12 protein-coding genes and 1 pseudogene are annotated in these 12,383 nt (G+C 64.6%); 10 read left to right on the top strand and 3 right to left on the bottom strand.

Going from position 1 to position 12,383, the window contains the following annotated elements; all coding sequences use genetic code 11:
• Positions 1–9: 9 nt before the first annotated feature.
• The 7 genes from IVB12_RS06790 (at position 10) to IVB12_RS06765 (ending at position 5,738) form a co-directional block, all read left to right on the top strand.
• Positions 10–1,002 (top strand): tripartite tricarboxylate transporter substrate-binding protein, encoded by a 993-nt coding sequence (locus IVB12_RS06790; RefSeq protein ID WP_247296887.1) that lies wholly within the window; start codon positions 10–12, stop codon positions 1,000–1,002.
• 199 nt (positions 1,003–1,201) lie between these two features.
• Positions 1,202–1,684: a tripartite tricarboxylate transporter TctB family protein gene (locus IVB12_RS06785; protein WP_247296886.1), complete on the top strand. Its 483-nt coding sequence runs from the start codon at positions 1,202–1,204 to the stop codon at positions 1,682–1,684.
• Between the two features lie 12 nt (positions 1,685–1,696).
• The gene (locus IVB12_RS06780) at positions 1,697–3,235 is read left to right on the top strand and encodes a tripartite tricarboxylate transporter permease (protein ID WP_247296863.1); all 1,539 of its coding nucleotides are present in this window, start codon (positions 1,697–1,699) and stop codon (positions 3,233–3,235) included.
• Positions 3,232–4,236, top strand: a complete 1,005-nt coding sequence (locus tag IVB12_RS06775; RefSeq protein WP_247296861.1) for a 4-hydroxythreonine-4-phosphate dehydrogenase PdxA — start codon at positions 3,232–3,234, stop codon at positions 4,234–4,236. The genes IVB12_RS06780 and IVB12_RS06775 overlap by 4 nt, the downstream gene beginning before the upstream one ends.
• Before the next feature lie 129 nt (positions 4,237–4,365).
• Positions 4,366–4,581: a hypothetical protein gene (locus tag IVB12_RS06770; protein ID WP_247296859.1), complete on the top strand. Its 216-nt coding sequence runs from the start codon at positions 4,366–4,368 to the stop codon at positions 4,579–4,581.
• Positions 4,575–4,703, top strand: a complete 129-nt coding sequence (locus IVB12_RS38100; protein ID WP_256467095.1) for a hypothetical protein — start codon at positions 4,575–4,577, stop codon at positions 4,701–4,703. The genes IVB12_RS06770 and IVB12_RS38100 overlap by 7 nt, the downstream gene beginning before the upstream one ends.
• A 3-nt stretch (positions 4,704–4,706) precedes the next feature.
• Positions 4,707–5,738, top strand: a complete 1,032-nt coding sequence (locus IVB12_RS06765; RefSeq protein WP_247296858.1) for a glycosyltransferase family 4 protein — start codon at positions 4,707–4,709, stop codon at positions 5,736–5,738.
• 35 nt (positions 5,739–5,773) lie between these two features.
• Here IVB12_RS06765 and IVB12_RS06760 read toward each other — a convergent pair whose 3' ends face one another.
• The 3 genes from IVB12_RS06760 to IVB12_RS06750 all read right to left on the bottom strand — a co-directional run bounded on the left by IVB12_RS06760 (position 5,774) and on the right by IVB12_RS06750 (position 8,458).
• Positions 5,774–6,190 (bottom strand): cupin domain-containing protein, encoded by a 417-nt coding sequence (locus IVB12_RS06760; protein ID WP_247296857.1) that lies wholly within the window; start codon positions 6,188–6,190, stop codon positions 5,774–5,776.
• Between the two features lie 48 nt (positions 6,191–6,238).
• Positions 6,239–6,982 carry an SDR family oxidoreductase gene (locus IVB12_RS06755; RefSeq protein ID WP_247296856.1) on the bottom strand — a complete coding sequence of 248 codons (744 nt, stop codon included), beginning with the start codon at positions 6,980–6,982 and terminating at the stop codon, positions 6,239–6,241.
• 396 nt (positions 6,983–7,378) lie between these two features.
• Positions 7,379–8,458 (bottom strand): methyl-accepting chemotaxis protein, encoded by a 1,080-nt coding sequence (locus IVB12_RS06750; protein WP_247296854.1) that lies wholly within the window; start codon positions 8,456–8,458, stop codon positions 7,379–7,381.
• A 274-nt stretch (positions 8,459–8,732) separates the two neighbouring features.
• Between IVB12_RS06750 and recJ the strand changes: the two genes are divergently transcribed.
• The 3 genes and pseudogenes from recJ to IVB12_RS06735 all read left to right on the top strand — a co-directional run bounded on the left by recJ (position 8,733) and on the right by IVB12_RS06735 (position 12,378).
• Positions 8,733–10,574: a single-stranded-DNA-specific exonuclease RecJ gene (recJ, locus tag IVB12_RS06745; protein ID WP_247296852.1), complete on the top strand. Its 1,842-nt coding sequence runs from the start codon at positions 8,733–8,735 to the stop codon at positions 10,572–10,574.
• A gap of 106 nt (positions 10,575–10,680) precedes the next feature.
• A pseudogene (locus IVB12_RS06740) lies at positions 10,681–11,491 on the top strand (glucose 1-dehydrogenase).
• Positions 11,492–11,586: 95 nt separating this feature from the next.
• Entirely contained in the window at positions 11,587–12,378 is a 792-nt protein-coding gene (locus tag IVB12_RS06735) for an aldolase (RefSeq protein WP_247296850.1), read from the top strand.
• Positions 12,379–12,383 lie beyond the last annotated feature (5 nt).

The raw sequence follows: 12,383 nt of genomic DNA, 5'->3' as shown, positions 1-12,383 counted from the left end.
GAGGACATCATGGGTCGGACGTCAACACTTCTGCTCTCCGCGGCCGCGACCGTGCTCGCCGGCACGATGCCGGCGCTCGCCGCCTGGCAACCGCAAAAGCCGATCGAGTTCGTCGCCACGGCCGGGCCGGGTGGCGGCACTGACAATCTCGCGCGCGCGGTGCAGAACATCATCACCAAGTACAAGCTGACAGACCAGCCAATCGTCGTCGTCAACAAGGGCGGCGGCAGCGGCGCCGAAGGCTATGTCTACGGCAAGGCCTCCGCTGGCGATCCGCACAAGGTGATCTTCGGCACCTCCAACGCCTGGCAGCAGCCGCTCGTCTCCAAGGTCGCCTTCAACTACACCGATCTCACCCCGATCGCGGCGATGGCGCAGGATGAGTTCCTGCTCTGGGTCAAGCAGGACGCGCCCTACAAAACCGCGGGTGATTATCTGAAGGCGGCCGCATCGGGCGAATTCAAGATGGGCGGCGCGCAATCCAAGGACACCGACGAGGTGTTGACGCGCATGATCGAGAAGGCTGGCAAGGTCAAGCTGACCTATATCCCGTTCAAGAGCGGCGCCGAGACCGCCGTGCAGCTCGCCGGCGGACATCTCGACTCCCATGTCAACAATCCCAGCGAGAGCCTCGGGCAATGGCGCGGCGGCACGCAGCGCCCGCTCTGCGTTTTTAGCCCGAAACGGCTGCCGCAGGGCCCGAAGGTCACCGCAACCGAAGGCTGGAGCGACGTTCCGACCTGCGTCGAGCAGGGCCTCGACATCAAGCAGTATGAGCAGCCGCGCACGGTGTGGCTGCCCGGCAAGGTCACGCCGGACCAGGCGGCGTTCTATATCGATCTCATGAAGAAGGTGCAGGCGACGCCGGAATGGAAGGACTACATCGAGAAGACCTCGCAGGTCGACACCTTCCTGACCGGCGCCGAGTTCGAAAAATTCATCAAGGACGACCTCGAGCACGTCAAGCAGGTCGCGGGCGAGCAGGGCTGGCTCGTCAAGTGAGGCGGCGGGCAGGTCGTTTGCGGCCATCCTTCGAGACGCCCGCCTGCGGCGGGCCCTCAGGATGAGGTCGCGCGTCGTGGCGAGATATCCGACCCTCATGGTGAGGAGCCCGCCAAAGCGGGCGTCTCGAACCATGCATGCCGAGCTCGTTCGGCAGATCTCACCGCCGTCACATGGGATAGCTCAGAGGTAACGGACCATGATCTCCCGCCGCGCGCTTGAACTTGCGACCGCTACCCTCACCGGGACCTTCGGTGTGGCAGTCGTCATCTCCAGCCTCGACAACGGCATCGGCTGGTCGAGCGCCGGGGTAGACGCCGGCACGTTTCCGTTCCTGACCGGGATCATCGTCGTGATCGGGAGCCTCTACAATCTGGTGCGGGGCGTGCTACCGGCCGCGACACTGGCAAATGTCCCCATCGCCATCACGTCCATCGAGCTGCGCAGGCTCGCCGGCCTGTTCGTGCCGGCTGCGATTTTTGTTGCCGCGATCCCGCTGGCCGGGATGTACGTCGCTTCGGCGTTGTACGTTTTCGCAGTGCTGGCGATCCCCAGGCATCAATCCGTGCCGCGTGCGCTCGCCATGGCGGGGGCGACGGCACTCGCGCTCTACGTCGTGTTCGAGCGCATGTTCCAGGTCAGCCTGCCGCATGGCGCGCTCGCCGCCGCGTTTGGGTTCTGACGGAGAGGTCCGATGGATAATCTCGCAGAGCTCCTGCACGGCTTCACCATCGCGGTCACCGCGCCACATCTGCTGCTCATGGTAATCGGCGTGCTGCTCGGCATTCTCGTCGGCGTGCTGCCGGGGCTGGGCGCGCCAAACGGAGTATCGCTGCTCCTGCCGCTGACCTTCGGCATGCAGCCGGTCTCGGCCATCATCCTGCTCTCCAGCATGTATTGGGGCGCGCTGTTCGGCGGCTCCGTGACCTCGATCCTGTTCAACATTCCCGGCGAGCCGTCGTCGGTCGCGACCACCTTCGACGGCTACCCGATGGCGCGCGACGGCCGGCCAACGACGGCGCTCGCCACGGCCTTCGGTTCGGCGGCGTTCGGCGCGCTGATCGGCGTCATCCTGATCACCTTCCTCGCATCCTGGGTGGCCCAGGTGGCGCTCGCGTTCGGGCCGGCCGAGTATTTTGCGGTCTATTTCTTGGCCTTTGCCAGCTTCGTCGGCATGGGCGGTGCCGCGCCGATCAAGACCGTCGTGGCGCTGGCGATCGGCTTTGCGATCGCCGCCGTCGGCATCGACACGGTGTCCGGCAGCGTGCGCCTCACCATGGGCGTCGACGAACTCGTCAAGGGCGTGAGCTTCGTCGTGGCCGTGATGGGTCTGTTCGGCATCGGCGAGCTCTTGGTTGCCGTCGAAGAGGAGTTTCACGCGCGCGCGGTCTCCTCGAAGATCGACTGGCGTGAGGTGTTCCGCGCGGTCGGCCGCCTGCCGCGGCATGGCATTGCCTTGCTGCGCAGCGCCGCGATCGGATGCTGGATGGGGATTACGCCGGGCGGCCCGACCGCGGCCTCCTTCATGAGCTACGGCATCGCGCGCCGCTTCTCGCGCCGCGGCCGATATTTCGGCACCGGCGAGGTCGAAGGCATCATCTCGCCGGAGACGGCCGACCATGCCGCCGGCACCAGCGCGCTGCTGCCGATGCTCTCGCTAGGCATTCCCGGCTCGGCGACCGCGGCGGTCATGATGGGCGGCCTGATGATCTGGGGTCTCAATCCCGGGCCGATGCTGTTCGTCGACAGTAAGGATTTCGTCTGGGGCCTGATTGCCTCGATGTATGTCGGCAACATCGTCGCCGTCGCGCTGGTGCTGCTCACGGTTCCGGTCTTCGCAGCCTTGATGCGGATTCCCTTTGTGGTGATCGCGCCCCTGATCGTGATCATCTGCGTCGTCGGCGCCTATTCGGTGTCGAACTCCTATCTCGACGTCGTCATGATGCTCGGCTTCGGGATCGTCGGCTATCTCTTCAAGAAGCTGTTCTATCCGCTGGCGCCGCTCGTGCTCGCGATCGTCATCGGCGACAAGGCCGAGGACGCGTTCCGGCAGTCGATGCTGATCTCCAAGGGATCGCTCGGGATCTTCTTTGCAAACAAGCTGGTGACGTGCCTGATCGTTGCCGGCATCGCATTGTTGCTGCTTCCGCTCGTGCTGCAGCTCACGCGGCTCTGGCGCAAACCCGCGCCGTCTACCGATCGGACGACAGCTGAGGAAAAGGTGATCATATGACCGCAAAGCCGCTCATTGCATTGGCAATGGGGGATCCCGCCGGCATCAGCCCGGAGCTGACCGCGAAGCTCGCGGTGCAGGATGACGTCCGCGCCCGCAGCCGGATCGTCATCATCGGTGACCGCCGCATCTTCGACGAAGGCGCGCGGGTTGCCGGCGTCAAGCCGGAGCTGACCATGGTAGAGCAGGGCGCCGACCTTGGCGCGGCGCAGGGCGAGACGCTGTTTGTCGATCTCCGCCACCTCGATCCCAGGGAGGTCGAGCCGAAGGCCGCGACGCTTGCCGGCGGGAACTTCGCCCTGACTAATTACCGGCACGCGCTCGAGCTCGGCCGTGACGGAAGTGTCGATGCCGTCTGCTTTACCCCCTTCAACAAGCAGGCGATGCGCCTTGCCCGCGCCGAATACGACGACGAGATCGCGTTCTCCGCCGAGGTGGTCGGGCTCAAGACCGCGGCAAGTGAGTTCAACGTGCTGGACCGGCTCTGGAACGCGCGGGTCACCTCCCACATCCCACTCAAGGACGTCGCTGCAAAGCTGTCCAGCGAGCGCATCCATCGCGCGCTCAAGCTGACCGATTCCTGTATGCGCAATGCCGGTTTCACGCGGCCCCGCATCGCGGTCGCTGGTCTCAATCCGCATGCCGGCGACGGCGGCAATTTTGGTCGCGAGGAGATCGACATCATCGCGCCCGTGGTCGCGGCCGCCCAGCGCGAGGGCATCGCCGCGGAGGGACCGTTCCCCGCCGACACGGTGTTCCTGCGCGCCAAGGGCGGCGCCTTTGATGCGGTGCTGACGATGTATCACGACCAGGGTCAGATCGCGATGAAGCTGATGGGTTTTGATCGGGGTGTCACCTTGCTCGGTGGTTTCCCGTTCCCGATCTGCACGCCCGCGCACGGCACCGCCTATGATATCGCCGGTCAGGGCATCGCATCGATTGGCGCTAGCCGCGCCGCTGTGCTGCTCGCAGCGGAGATGGCCGCGCCTCGCGCTGCCTGATGCCGCGCGGGGGGAGCCCGCTCATCAAGTTCGAACCCGCAAAGCCCTGCGAGTTTCGGGAAAAAGTGGAAACTTCCTCCGTCGTAACGAGTTGCGGTCCCATGAACGTCTCAATGTGGGAGCTGGAACATGGTCGACCACGATCCGCTACGAACGGCCGTGGATACTGCTTGGTCCGTCTACCGCGCCAGGCATCGTCACGTCGATGCCGCGGATGGTCGTCGCTGTCTGCTCGAGCGTCATCTACAAGGGAGGCGGGAAGCGCGCGAGAGTGGCGGTGATGCCCAGGACCTGACGGCATCTGGCCTTGCCTATCTCGAGCGGCTTCGCGATGACGAATGTTAGCGCTGGTGGAGGAACTGGCCTGCTGCCTGGCGGCCGCGAGTGCAAGGCCGAATTGGACCTTGCTCGCGATTTCGAACCTTCTGGCGGCAGTCATCGTGCTGATCGTGCGCTTGGCAGTTTAGCACATGCGTATCGCTCAGCTCGCTCCGCTGGCCGAAAGCGTTCCTCCGAAGCTCTACGGCGGCACCGAGCGGGTGGTAGCTTGGCTGGTGGATGAGCTGGTGCAGCTCGGCCACGACGTCACGTTGTTTGCGAGCGGCGATTCCCGGACGGCCGGAAGACTCTACCCGGTTTGGTCCCGTGCGTTGCGTCTCGGGCGCAAGGGCGCCGATCCGAGTGCAGCTTGCGCGATGCTGCTGGAAGCGATCGCGAAGCGAGCGAGAGACTTCGACGTGATCCACGCGCATATCGACTGGCTGCATCTGCCGTTGCTCAGTCGCCTGGGCGTGCCGTTCCTGACGACCATGCATGGCCGCCTCGACTTGCCTGGGTTGCCTGACGTGGTTCGGCAATTCCCCGAAGCAGCGCTCGTGTCGATTTCCGACCGCCAGCGCTTGCCGCTTCCAAATGCGAATTGGATTAGAACGATCCAGCACGGGATGCCGTCCGACCTGCTTCGCCCGTGCTACGAGCAGGGATCATACCTTGCATTTCTTGGCCGCCTGACGAAAGACAAGGGTCCGGAGGATGCCATCCGCATCGCGCATCTAACCCGTATGCCACTGCGCATCGCCGCGAAGATCCCGCGCGCCGAGACCGCCTACTTCAAGAAACATGTCGAGCCCCACATTGACGACGAGAAGATCAAGCTTGTCGGCGAAGTCGATGATGACGGAAAACAGCAGTTCCTTGGTCGAGCCGCCGCTCTGTTGTTTCCGATCGATTGGCCGGAGCCCTTCGGGTTGGTCATGATCGAGGCAATGGCCTGCGGAACTCCCGTGATCGCCTACCGCTCAGGCGCCGTCCCTGAGGTCATCGAGCACGGCCTGACTGGTTTCATCGTCGAGAACCAAGAGCAAGCCGTTCAGGCGGTCGGCGAAGTGGGCAAGTTGGATCGAAGGCAGGTGCGCGCACGGTTCGAGGAGCGTTTCTCGGCGCGCCGAATGGCGCGAGAGTACGAAGGCGAGTACAGCAAGCTGGTTGCCGCCGCGACTTGAGAATTCGATCCGGCGTCCCGCCTGCTGCGCCGGCGTTACTTCGCGATAGGTGTCACGAGCTCCTTGTCTGCTGTATCCACGACGAAGACGGCCAGCAGCTTCGCAGGCTCGGAATCGCTGGCATTGGCGCTTATGGCGTGGCGGTCGCCGGGTTTCTCGAAAAAATTCTCTCCCTTGCGATAGACCTTGGCGGGCTCATCATTGACTTGACTGCGGATCGCTCCTTCCAGGATGGTCGCATAGATAAACGCGGAGCGCGGGTGCATGTGCGCGGGTGAGGAGCCTCCCGGACCATATTCGACCAGCACGCCCTTCATGCTCTTGCCGGGGACGTTGGGCAGGGCCTGATCGAACACCACCGTTACTTTGGCTAATGCTGCTGCCGTCTCGGCTGCATGGGCCGTCAGGAAAGACGCGACGTAAACCGCCGTTGCCATCAGCAATCTGCGCATGGGATTCCCTTCAATGTCATTTCCGTCGTGATTGAGGCTAACGGAGCTTCAGAGGCTCGCGAGCCATGTTGCGAGCGGTGTCTTCCCGAGCCGCGCCTCGCCGAGCGGATTCAGCGATGTGTCGTCAATGAGAGCGCCGTAATAAGGCGCCTTTGGGTCTCCCACCACAGGTCGGCCATCGCCAGACGCCTTCAGGCGCCGCGCGATGAATTCATTGAAGGGGGCCTTCTCGGGTCCAGCAATGTCGATCGTGCCGTTGAGCGGCCGGCCCGTTGCGATCTCCGCGAGACAATCGACCACATCGTCGGACGCGATCGGTTGAAACTGCGCCGATGGAACGACAATCCTGCCGCCCGTCACAGCCGTTTCGGCAATGGCGCCGAGGAATTCAAAGAACTGTGTGGCGCGCACGATGGAGTAGGCCACCGAAGAGGATTTGATGACGGTCTCCTGGGCGAGCTTGGCACGGAAATAGGAGTTGTCCGGCGACCGCTCGGTGCCGACGATGGAGAGCGCCACATGATGTTTCACGGCCGCTGCGGCCTCTGCCGCGAGGAGATTCTTGCTCGAACGCTGGAAGAAATCGAGCACGGCGGCCGGCTCCCAGGACGGCGCGTTGGCGACGTCGACGACAACATCGGCGCCGGCCAGCACCGCAGCGAGACCTTCCCCGGTCACGGCGTTCACGCCTGATCTGGGCGAGGCTGCCACCGCCTCATGGCCCTGCTGCTTGAGTTTCGCCACCAGTTTAGATCCGATCAATCCGGTCCCGCCGATCACGACGATCTTCATGGCACGTCTCCTCGGTTTCGGAGCGCGAGATGATCAAAGCCAATGCAAACTTGCGCTCTCACGTCGACGAATGTGATCCGAAGCGACTCTCACGACCAATGGCGCGGAGCTCTGGCCTGTAGCGAGCATGGCTTGCCGGAAAATGCTTCGCAAGCCCGGGCGCGATGTCAAAAAAATCCGCTTAGGGATCATTCCCTCGCGCGTAAACACAACCTGGCGATGATCACAGATTGCCAGTGTTTTGCCCGACGTGTCAAAACATTCTGGCGGGAGCCAAAAACCGAAAGGAAGTCCCGCCGAAAAAACAGCAATGAAAGCAAACCTCTGGCTACTGTGCATGGGGTTGTTTTCGCGAGTTTTGATAAAGGCGGGCTACTCGCCCGCTTTGCGGGCGCCTCACGCCCCGCAGATGATCACGCCGTACCAGCCGAGCCCACGATAGGTCTCATAGCCCGGGGTGGCATGGAAGGCGACCAGCGCGCCGGTGCGGTCGTGGTAGAAGCCGGAGCGCTGGCCGTTCAGCGCGATCGAGATGCGCTCGCTGAGGATGCCCTGGCCGTCGGAGGCGGCAATCACGCGAAGGCTCGAATCGACCAGCAGTACGCGGGCCTTGTCGCTGTCGCCGACGCGCACGCCCTTGACGATGGCGCGGGCCTGCGCCTCCCAGTCGAAATGAATGGCAAGCACGCCGATCGGCACCCCGTTGGCCTGGCCGCCGCTGCGGACGCTGGCGCAATAGGTCGCGACCTGGGCGTTGCCGAGCAGCGGCTGGTTCTCGACGTCACCGGCGACATAGTCGTCGCCGCAGCGCAAGGATTGCGCCTCGCGAAACCATTTGGTGTGGGCGACGTTCTGGCCGACGACGCGAAAGCGGTCGGCGCGGCCATTGGCGATGACGTTGCCGTCGAGATCGCAAAGCCAGAGGTCGAGATAGACGGTGTAGGCCCCGAGGATCACGCCGAGGCGCTGCGAGGCGTGGTTTACAGCTGCCGCGGCCGGCGAGGCCGCGCAATCGACCACGGCGGAGTCGGTCGCCCACCAACGCACGTCGCAGGTGCGCTCATAGAGGTTGCGGTCGATCAGCTCGATAGCGTTGAGCGACAGATCGACCATGCGCTCGCCGCGCGAGCGCTGGCTCATGCGGTCGATCGAGGCGACGAGCTCGCCGGTTCGTTTGGTCAGCTGTGTCTCGAGCTCGCGGGCGATGGTCTCGACCTGCTGGCCGACGCCACGCACCTCCTGCGCCACGACCGCAAAGCCAGCGCCCTGCGCGCCGGCCCGCGAGCTCTCGATCAGGGCGTTCAGCGCCAGCATCTTCATCTGATTGGTGATTTGCTGGATCGCCTTGGTCTTGTCGACCGCGATCTGATTGACCTCGGCAGTCAGGCGGTTGATCAGCGCGGAGATGTCGGAATCATCATCAGCGGGTTCGGTGGCGGTGATCGGCTTGGCTTTCAGACCCAGCGCAGCAGACATCGGGGAGCTTCCCTTGGCAATGAGGTCTGACCTGCAATTGAACCCGGAACAAAGATACAGATCGAATGGAAAGCTTTTTCGAGGATTCCACCTAACGCCCGCTTAATTTGCGGTTCCCTGGAATGCCCAAATGATAGTCAGTTCCGCGCAGCAAAAAAAGCAATCCACCGCTTTGTGCGGCGCAGGCATTGCACATCCAGAGCGATTCCGGGCCAATCGTCCCTGCCGACCAATCTGCTGCCACCCGTCCGGGCTCCTCAATCAATCAACATTCATGACGCCGCCCGCAACTGCCTTGCCTGTCGAAGCGCCCCAGGCGTTCCTGGGGGTGACGCGCTCGCTCACCGACAAGCTCTGGCGTGACCGGCTCGACGCGCGCGGCGCGGCCAAGGCGCTTGCGATCGTGCAACGTTACCAATTGCCGGAACTGCTGGCGCGGGTGCTGGCCGGCCGCGGCGTCGACATCGACACCGTGCCGGACTTCCTCGATCCGACCATCCGAAAACTGCTGCCGGACCCGTTCACGGTGACGGAGATGGAAGCTGCCGCCCAGCGGATCGCGGATGCCGCGGGGAAGGGCGAAAGGGTCGCGATCTTCGGCGATTACGACGTCGACGGCGCCACTTCGGCGGCGCTGCTGGCCTGGCATCTGCGCCATTGCGGGCTCGATCCGCTGATCCACATTCCGGACCGGATCTTTGAGGGATACGGCCCCAACACCGAAGCGGTGCGCGCGCTGGCAGCAAAGGGCGCCACGCTGCTCGTCACCGTCGATTGTGGCACCACCAGTATCGAGCCGCTGGCCGAGGCGAAGCGCCTCGGCATGTCCGTTGTCGTGATCGACCATCACCAATGCGGCCTCGATCTCCCCGAGGTCGATGCGCTGGTCAATCCGAACCGCCCCGACGATCTCTCGGGCCTCGGACATCTCGCCGCCGTTGGCCTCGTGCTGGTGACGCTGGTCGCCGTCAATCGCGAGCTGCGCCAGCGCGGTTTCTGGGGCGCCGAGATGCCCGAGCCCGATCTGCTCGGCATGCTGCATCACGTCGCACTCGGCACCGTCGCCGACGTTGCGCCGCTGATCGGCCTTAACCGCGCCTTCGTCGCAAAAGGGCTGATCGCGATGCGGCGGCGCGACCATGTCGGTCATACCGCGCTGATGGACGTGGCGCGGCTCAATGGTCCGCCGGAGGCCTGGCATCTCGGCTTCATGCTGGGGCCGCGCGTCAATGCCGGCGGTCGGATCGGTCGGGCCGATCTCGGCGTGCGCCTTTTGCTCGAAGGTGACAGCGTCGAGGCCGCACGCATCGCGGCCGAGCTCGACCGCCTCAACAGTGAGCGCCGAATCATCGAGCAGGCGGCCGAAGCGCAGGCGGAAGCCGAGGCGCTTGCCTCGATCGGCCTGGAAGACAAGCTCGGCGTCATCGTCACGGCCTCCGAAGGCTGGCATCCCGGGGTCGTCGGCCTCGTCGCATCACGCCTGAAGGAGAAGTTTTCCCGGCCTGCTTTTGCCATCGCGCTCGAGCCTGGCGGCATCGGCACCGGCTCGGGCCGCTCGATCGCCGGCGTCGATCTCGGCAAGGCGGTGCGGCAAGCGGTTACTGACGGCATTCTGCTCAAGGGCGGCGGCCACGCGATGGCTGCGGGCGTCACGCTGCGCAAGGAGAAGCTCGCCGAATTCCGCGCCTATCTGGAGAACGCGCTGGCGCGCGACGTCGCGGAGGCGCGGCACGTCAACGAGCTCTATGTCGACGGCGCAGTCACCGCGCGCGCAGTGACGCCGGAGCTTGCGACCACTCTCAATCGCGCCGGCCCGTTCGGCAGCGGCAATCCGGAAGTCGTGCTGGCGCTGCCGGCGCATCAGCTCGTCTATGCCGATGAGGTCGGCCAGGCGCACTTGAGGCTGCGCTTCAAGTCCGGTGACGGCGCCATCGTCAACGGCATCGCGTTCCGTTCGGTCGGCCAGAAGCTCGGCAATGCGCTGCTCGCCAACCGCGGTCAGCAATTGCATGTCGCGGGATCATTGTCGGTCGATCGCTACCAGGGCGTCGAGCGTGTGCAATTCCGCGTTGTCGACGTCGCGCTACCGGACCAGGGGCCATCCGTGATTAGATAGCGCGCGAGCCGGACCCGAAGGGCCGCGTGAGCGCACAGTGCGACGCGGTTTTCGGCAAGATCATCCGACAAAATATATCGCTCAAACAATAAAAAAGGGAGTGAACATGGCAGGGCAGGTTGAGGGCAAGGTGGCGCTGGTGACGGGCGGCGCCTCCGGCATTGGCGAGGCCATCGTCGAGCTGTTCGCGCGCGAGGGCGCCACCGTCATTGCGACAGACATCGACGAGCTGCGCGGCCCAGAGCTTGCCGACCGGATTACAAGAGCCGGCGGCAAGGCGATCTTCCTGGAGCAGGATGTCACCAGCGAGGAACGCTGGATCGAGGTCGTCGCCGAGGTCGCAAAGCGCTACGGCCGGCTGGACATCATGGTCGCCAATGCCGGCATCGGCATCTCCGTGCCCTCGATCGTCGACATGACGCTGGCCGACTGGCGCAAGCAGAACGCCGTCAACCTCGACGGCGTGTTCCTCTCGGTTAAGCATTGCCTGCCCTTGATGCGCAAGACCGGCGGCGGCTCGATCGTGATGATGTCGTCACTGGCGGGCCTGCGCGGTGCCCCCGGGCTGTCGGCCTATTCGGCCACCAAGGGCGGAGTGCGGCTGTTTGCGAAATCGATCGCGATGGAATGCGCGGCCGCTGGCGACGGCATCCGCGTCAACTCGGTGCATCCCGGCATCATCGACACGCCGATCTGGGGCAAAGATTCCGACCGGCGCGACCGGTGCCGGCCAGAACGCGCCGATCGATCCAGAGGAGCGCGCCAAGCTCGTCACGCCGCTCGGCCGTGCCGGCCAGGCTGCGGAGATCGCTTCTGGCGTGCTGTATCTGGCCTCCGATGCCTCGCGCTACGTCACCGGCAGCGAACTCGTCATCGACGGCGGCATGAATGCCGGCGGCGTGCCGCGGCGCGGATAAGCCGCGCAGGGCAGGGTGGCGCCCTCAGGGGCTGACGCGCAGGCGCAGCCCCTGTACAACGCGGCCAGCTCCGACCGACATAGGTGTCCTTCGCCATGGCGCATAGTCTTCACGCTTCCTCTCCCGCGCCCCATCGTTCGAACCGGCCGGACCTCGCCACCGAGGCGATCCGCACCGCGCGCGAGGATCTTGCCGCCTGCTTCCGCATGGCCGCGCGCAACGGTTTTGAGGAAGGCATCTGCAATCATTTCTCGGCCCTGGTGCCCGGGCATGACGATCTCTTCCTGGTCAACCCGTACGGCTACGCCTTCCGCGAGCTGACCGCGTCAAAGCTGCTGATCTGCGACTTCCACGGCAACGTGCTCGACGGCGAGGGCGTGCCCGAGGCGACGGCCTTCTACATCCATGCCGAGATGCACAAGCGTCTGCCGCGCGCCAAGGTCGCTTTCCACACCCACATGCCCTACGCGACGGCGCTCTCAATGACCGAGGGCGAGCCCCTGATCTGGGCCGGCCAGACCGCGCTGAAATTCTACGGCCGCACCGCAGTGGACCGCGACTATAACGGCCTTGCCCTCGACAACCGCGAAGGCGCGCGCATCGCGTCCGCCGTTGGCGATGCCGATATCGTCTTCATGAAGCACCACGGCGTGATGGTACTGGCCCCGACCATCGCCGAGGCCTGGGACGATCTCTATTACCTCGAACGCGCAGCCGAGGTGCAGGTGCTGGCGATGTCGACCGGACGAAAGGTGCTGCCGGTCGATCCCGCTGTTGCGGCCGAAACTTACAAGCAGATGCGCGAAGGCGATTCCGAATCCGCGCGGCTGCATCTCGCCGCGATCCGCCGCCAGCTCGACGCGGAGGAGCCGCAGTATAGGCACTGAGCCGC

This window comes from Bradyrhizobium sp. 179, assembly GCF_023073535.1.
Taxonomy (GTDB): Bacteria; Pseudomonadota; Alphaproteobacteria; order Rhizobiales; family Xanthobacteraceae; genus Bradyrhizobium.
This window is presented reverse-complemented; position numbering and strand designations above follow the sequence as displayed.

Coding starts and splice junctions, on each gene's coding strand:
- IVB12_RS06790 (WP_247296887.1), top strand. CDS start 10: ATGGGTCGGACGTCAACACTTCTGCTCTCCGCGGCCGCGACCGTGCTC.
- IVB12_RS06785 (WP_247296886.1), top strand. CDS start 1,202: ATGATCTCCCGCCGCGCGCTTGAACTTGCGACCGCTACCCTCACCGGG.
- IVB12_RS06780 (WP_247296863.1), top strand. CDS start 1,697: ATGGATAATCTCGCAGAGCTCCTGCACGGCTTCACCATCGCGGTCACC.
- IVB12_RS06775 (WP_247296861.1), top strand. CDS start 3,232: ATGACCGCAAAGCCGCTCATTGCATTGGCAATGGGGGATCCCGCCGGC.
- IVB12_RS06770 (WP_247296859.1), top strand. CDS start 4,366: ATGGTCGACCACGATCCGCTACGAACGGCCGTGGATACTGCTTGGTCC.
- IVB12_RS38100 (WP_256467095.1), top strand. CDS start 4,575: ATGTTAGCGCTGGTGGAGGAACTGGCCTGCTGCCTGGCGGCCGCGAGT.
- IVB12_RS06765 (WP_247296858.1), top strand. CDS start 4,707: ATGCGTATCGCTCAGCTCGCTCCGCTGGCCGAAAGCGTTCCTCCGAAG.
- IVB12_RS06760 (WP_247296857.1), bottom strand. CDS start 6,190: ATGCGCAGATTGCTGATGGCAACGGCGGTTTACGTCGCGTCTTTCCTG.
- IVB12_RS06755 (WP_247296856.1), bottom strand. CDS start 6,982: ATGAAGATCGTCGTGATCGGCGGGACCGGATTGATCGGATCTAAACTG.
- IVB12_RS06750 (WP_247296854.1), bottom strand. CDS start 8,458: ATGTCTGCTGCGCTGGGTCTGAAAGCCAAGCCGATCACCGCCACCGAA.
- recJ (WP_247296852.1), top strand. CDS start 8,733: ATGACGCCGCCCGCAACTGCCTTGCCTGTCGAAGCGCCCCAGGCGTTC.
- IVB12_RS06735 (WP_247296850.1), top strand. CDS start 11,587: ATGGCGCATAGTCTTCACGCTTCCTCTCCCGCGCCCCATCGTTCGAAC.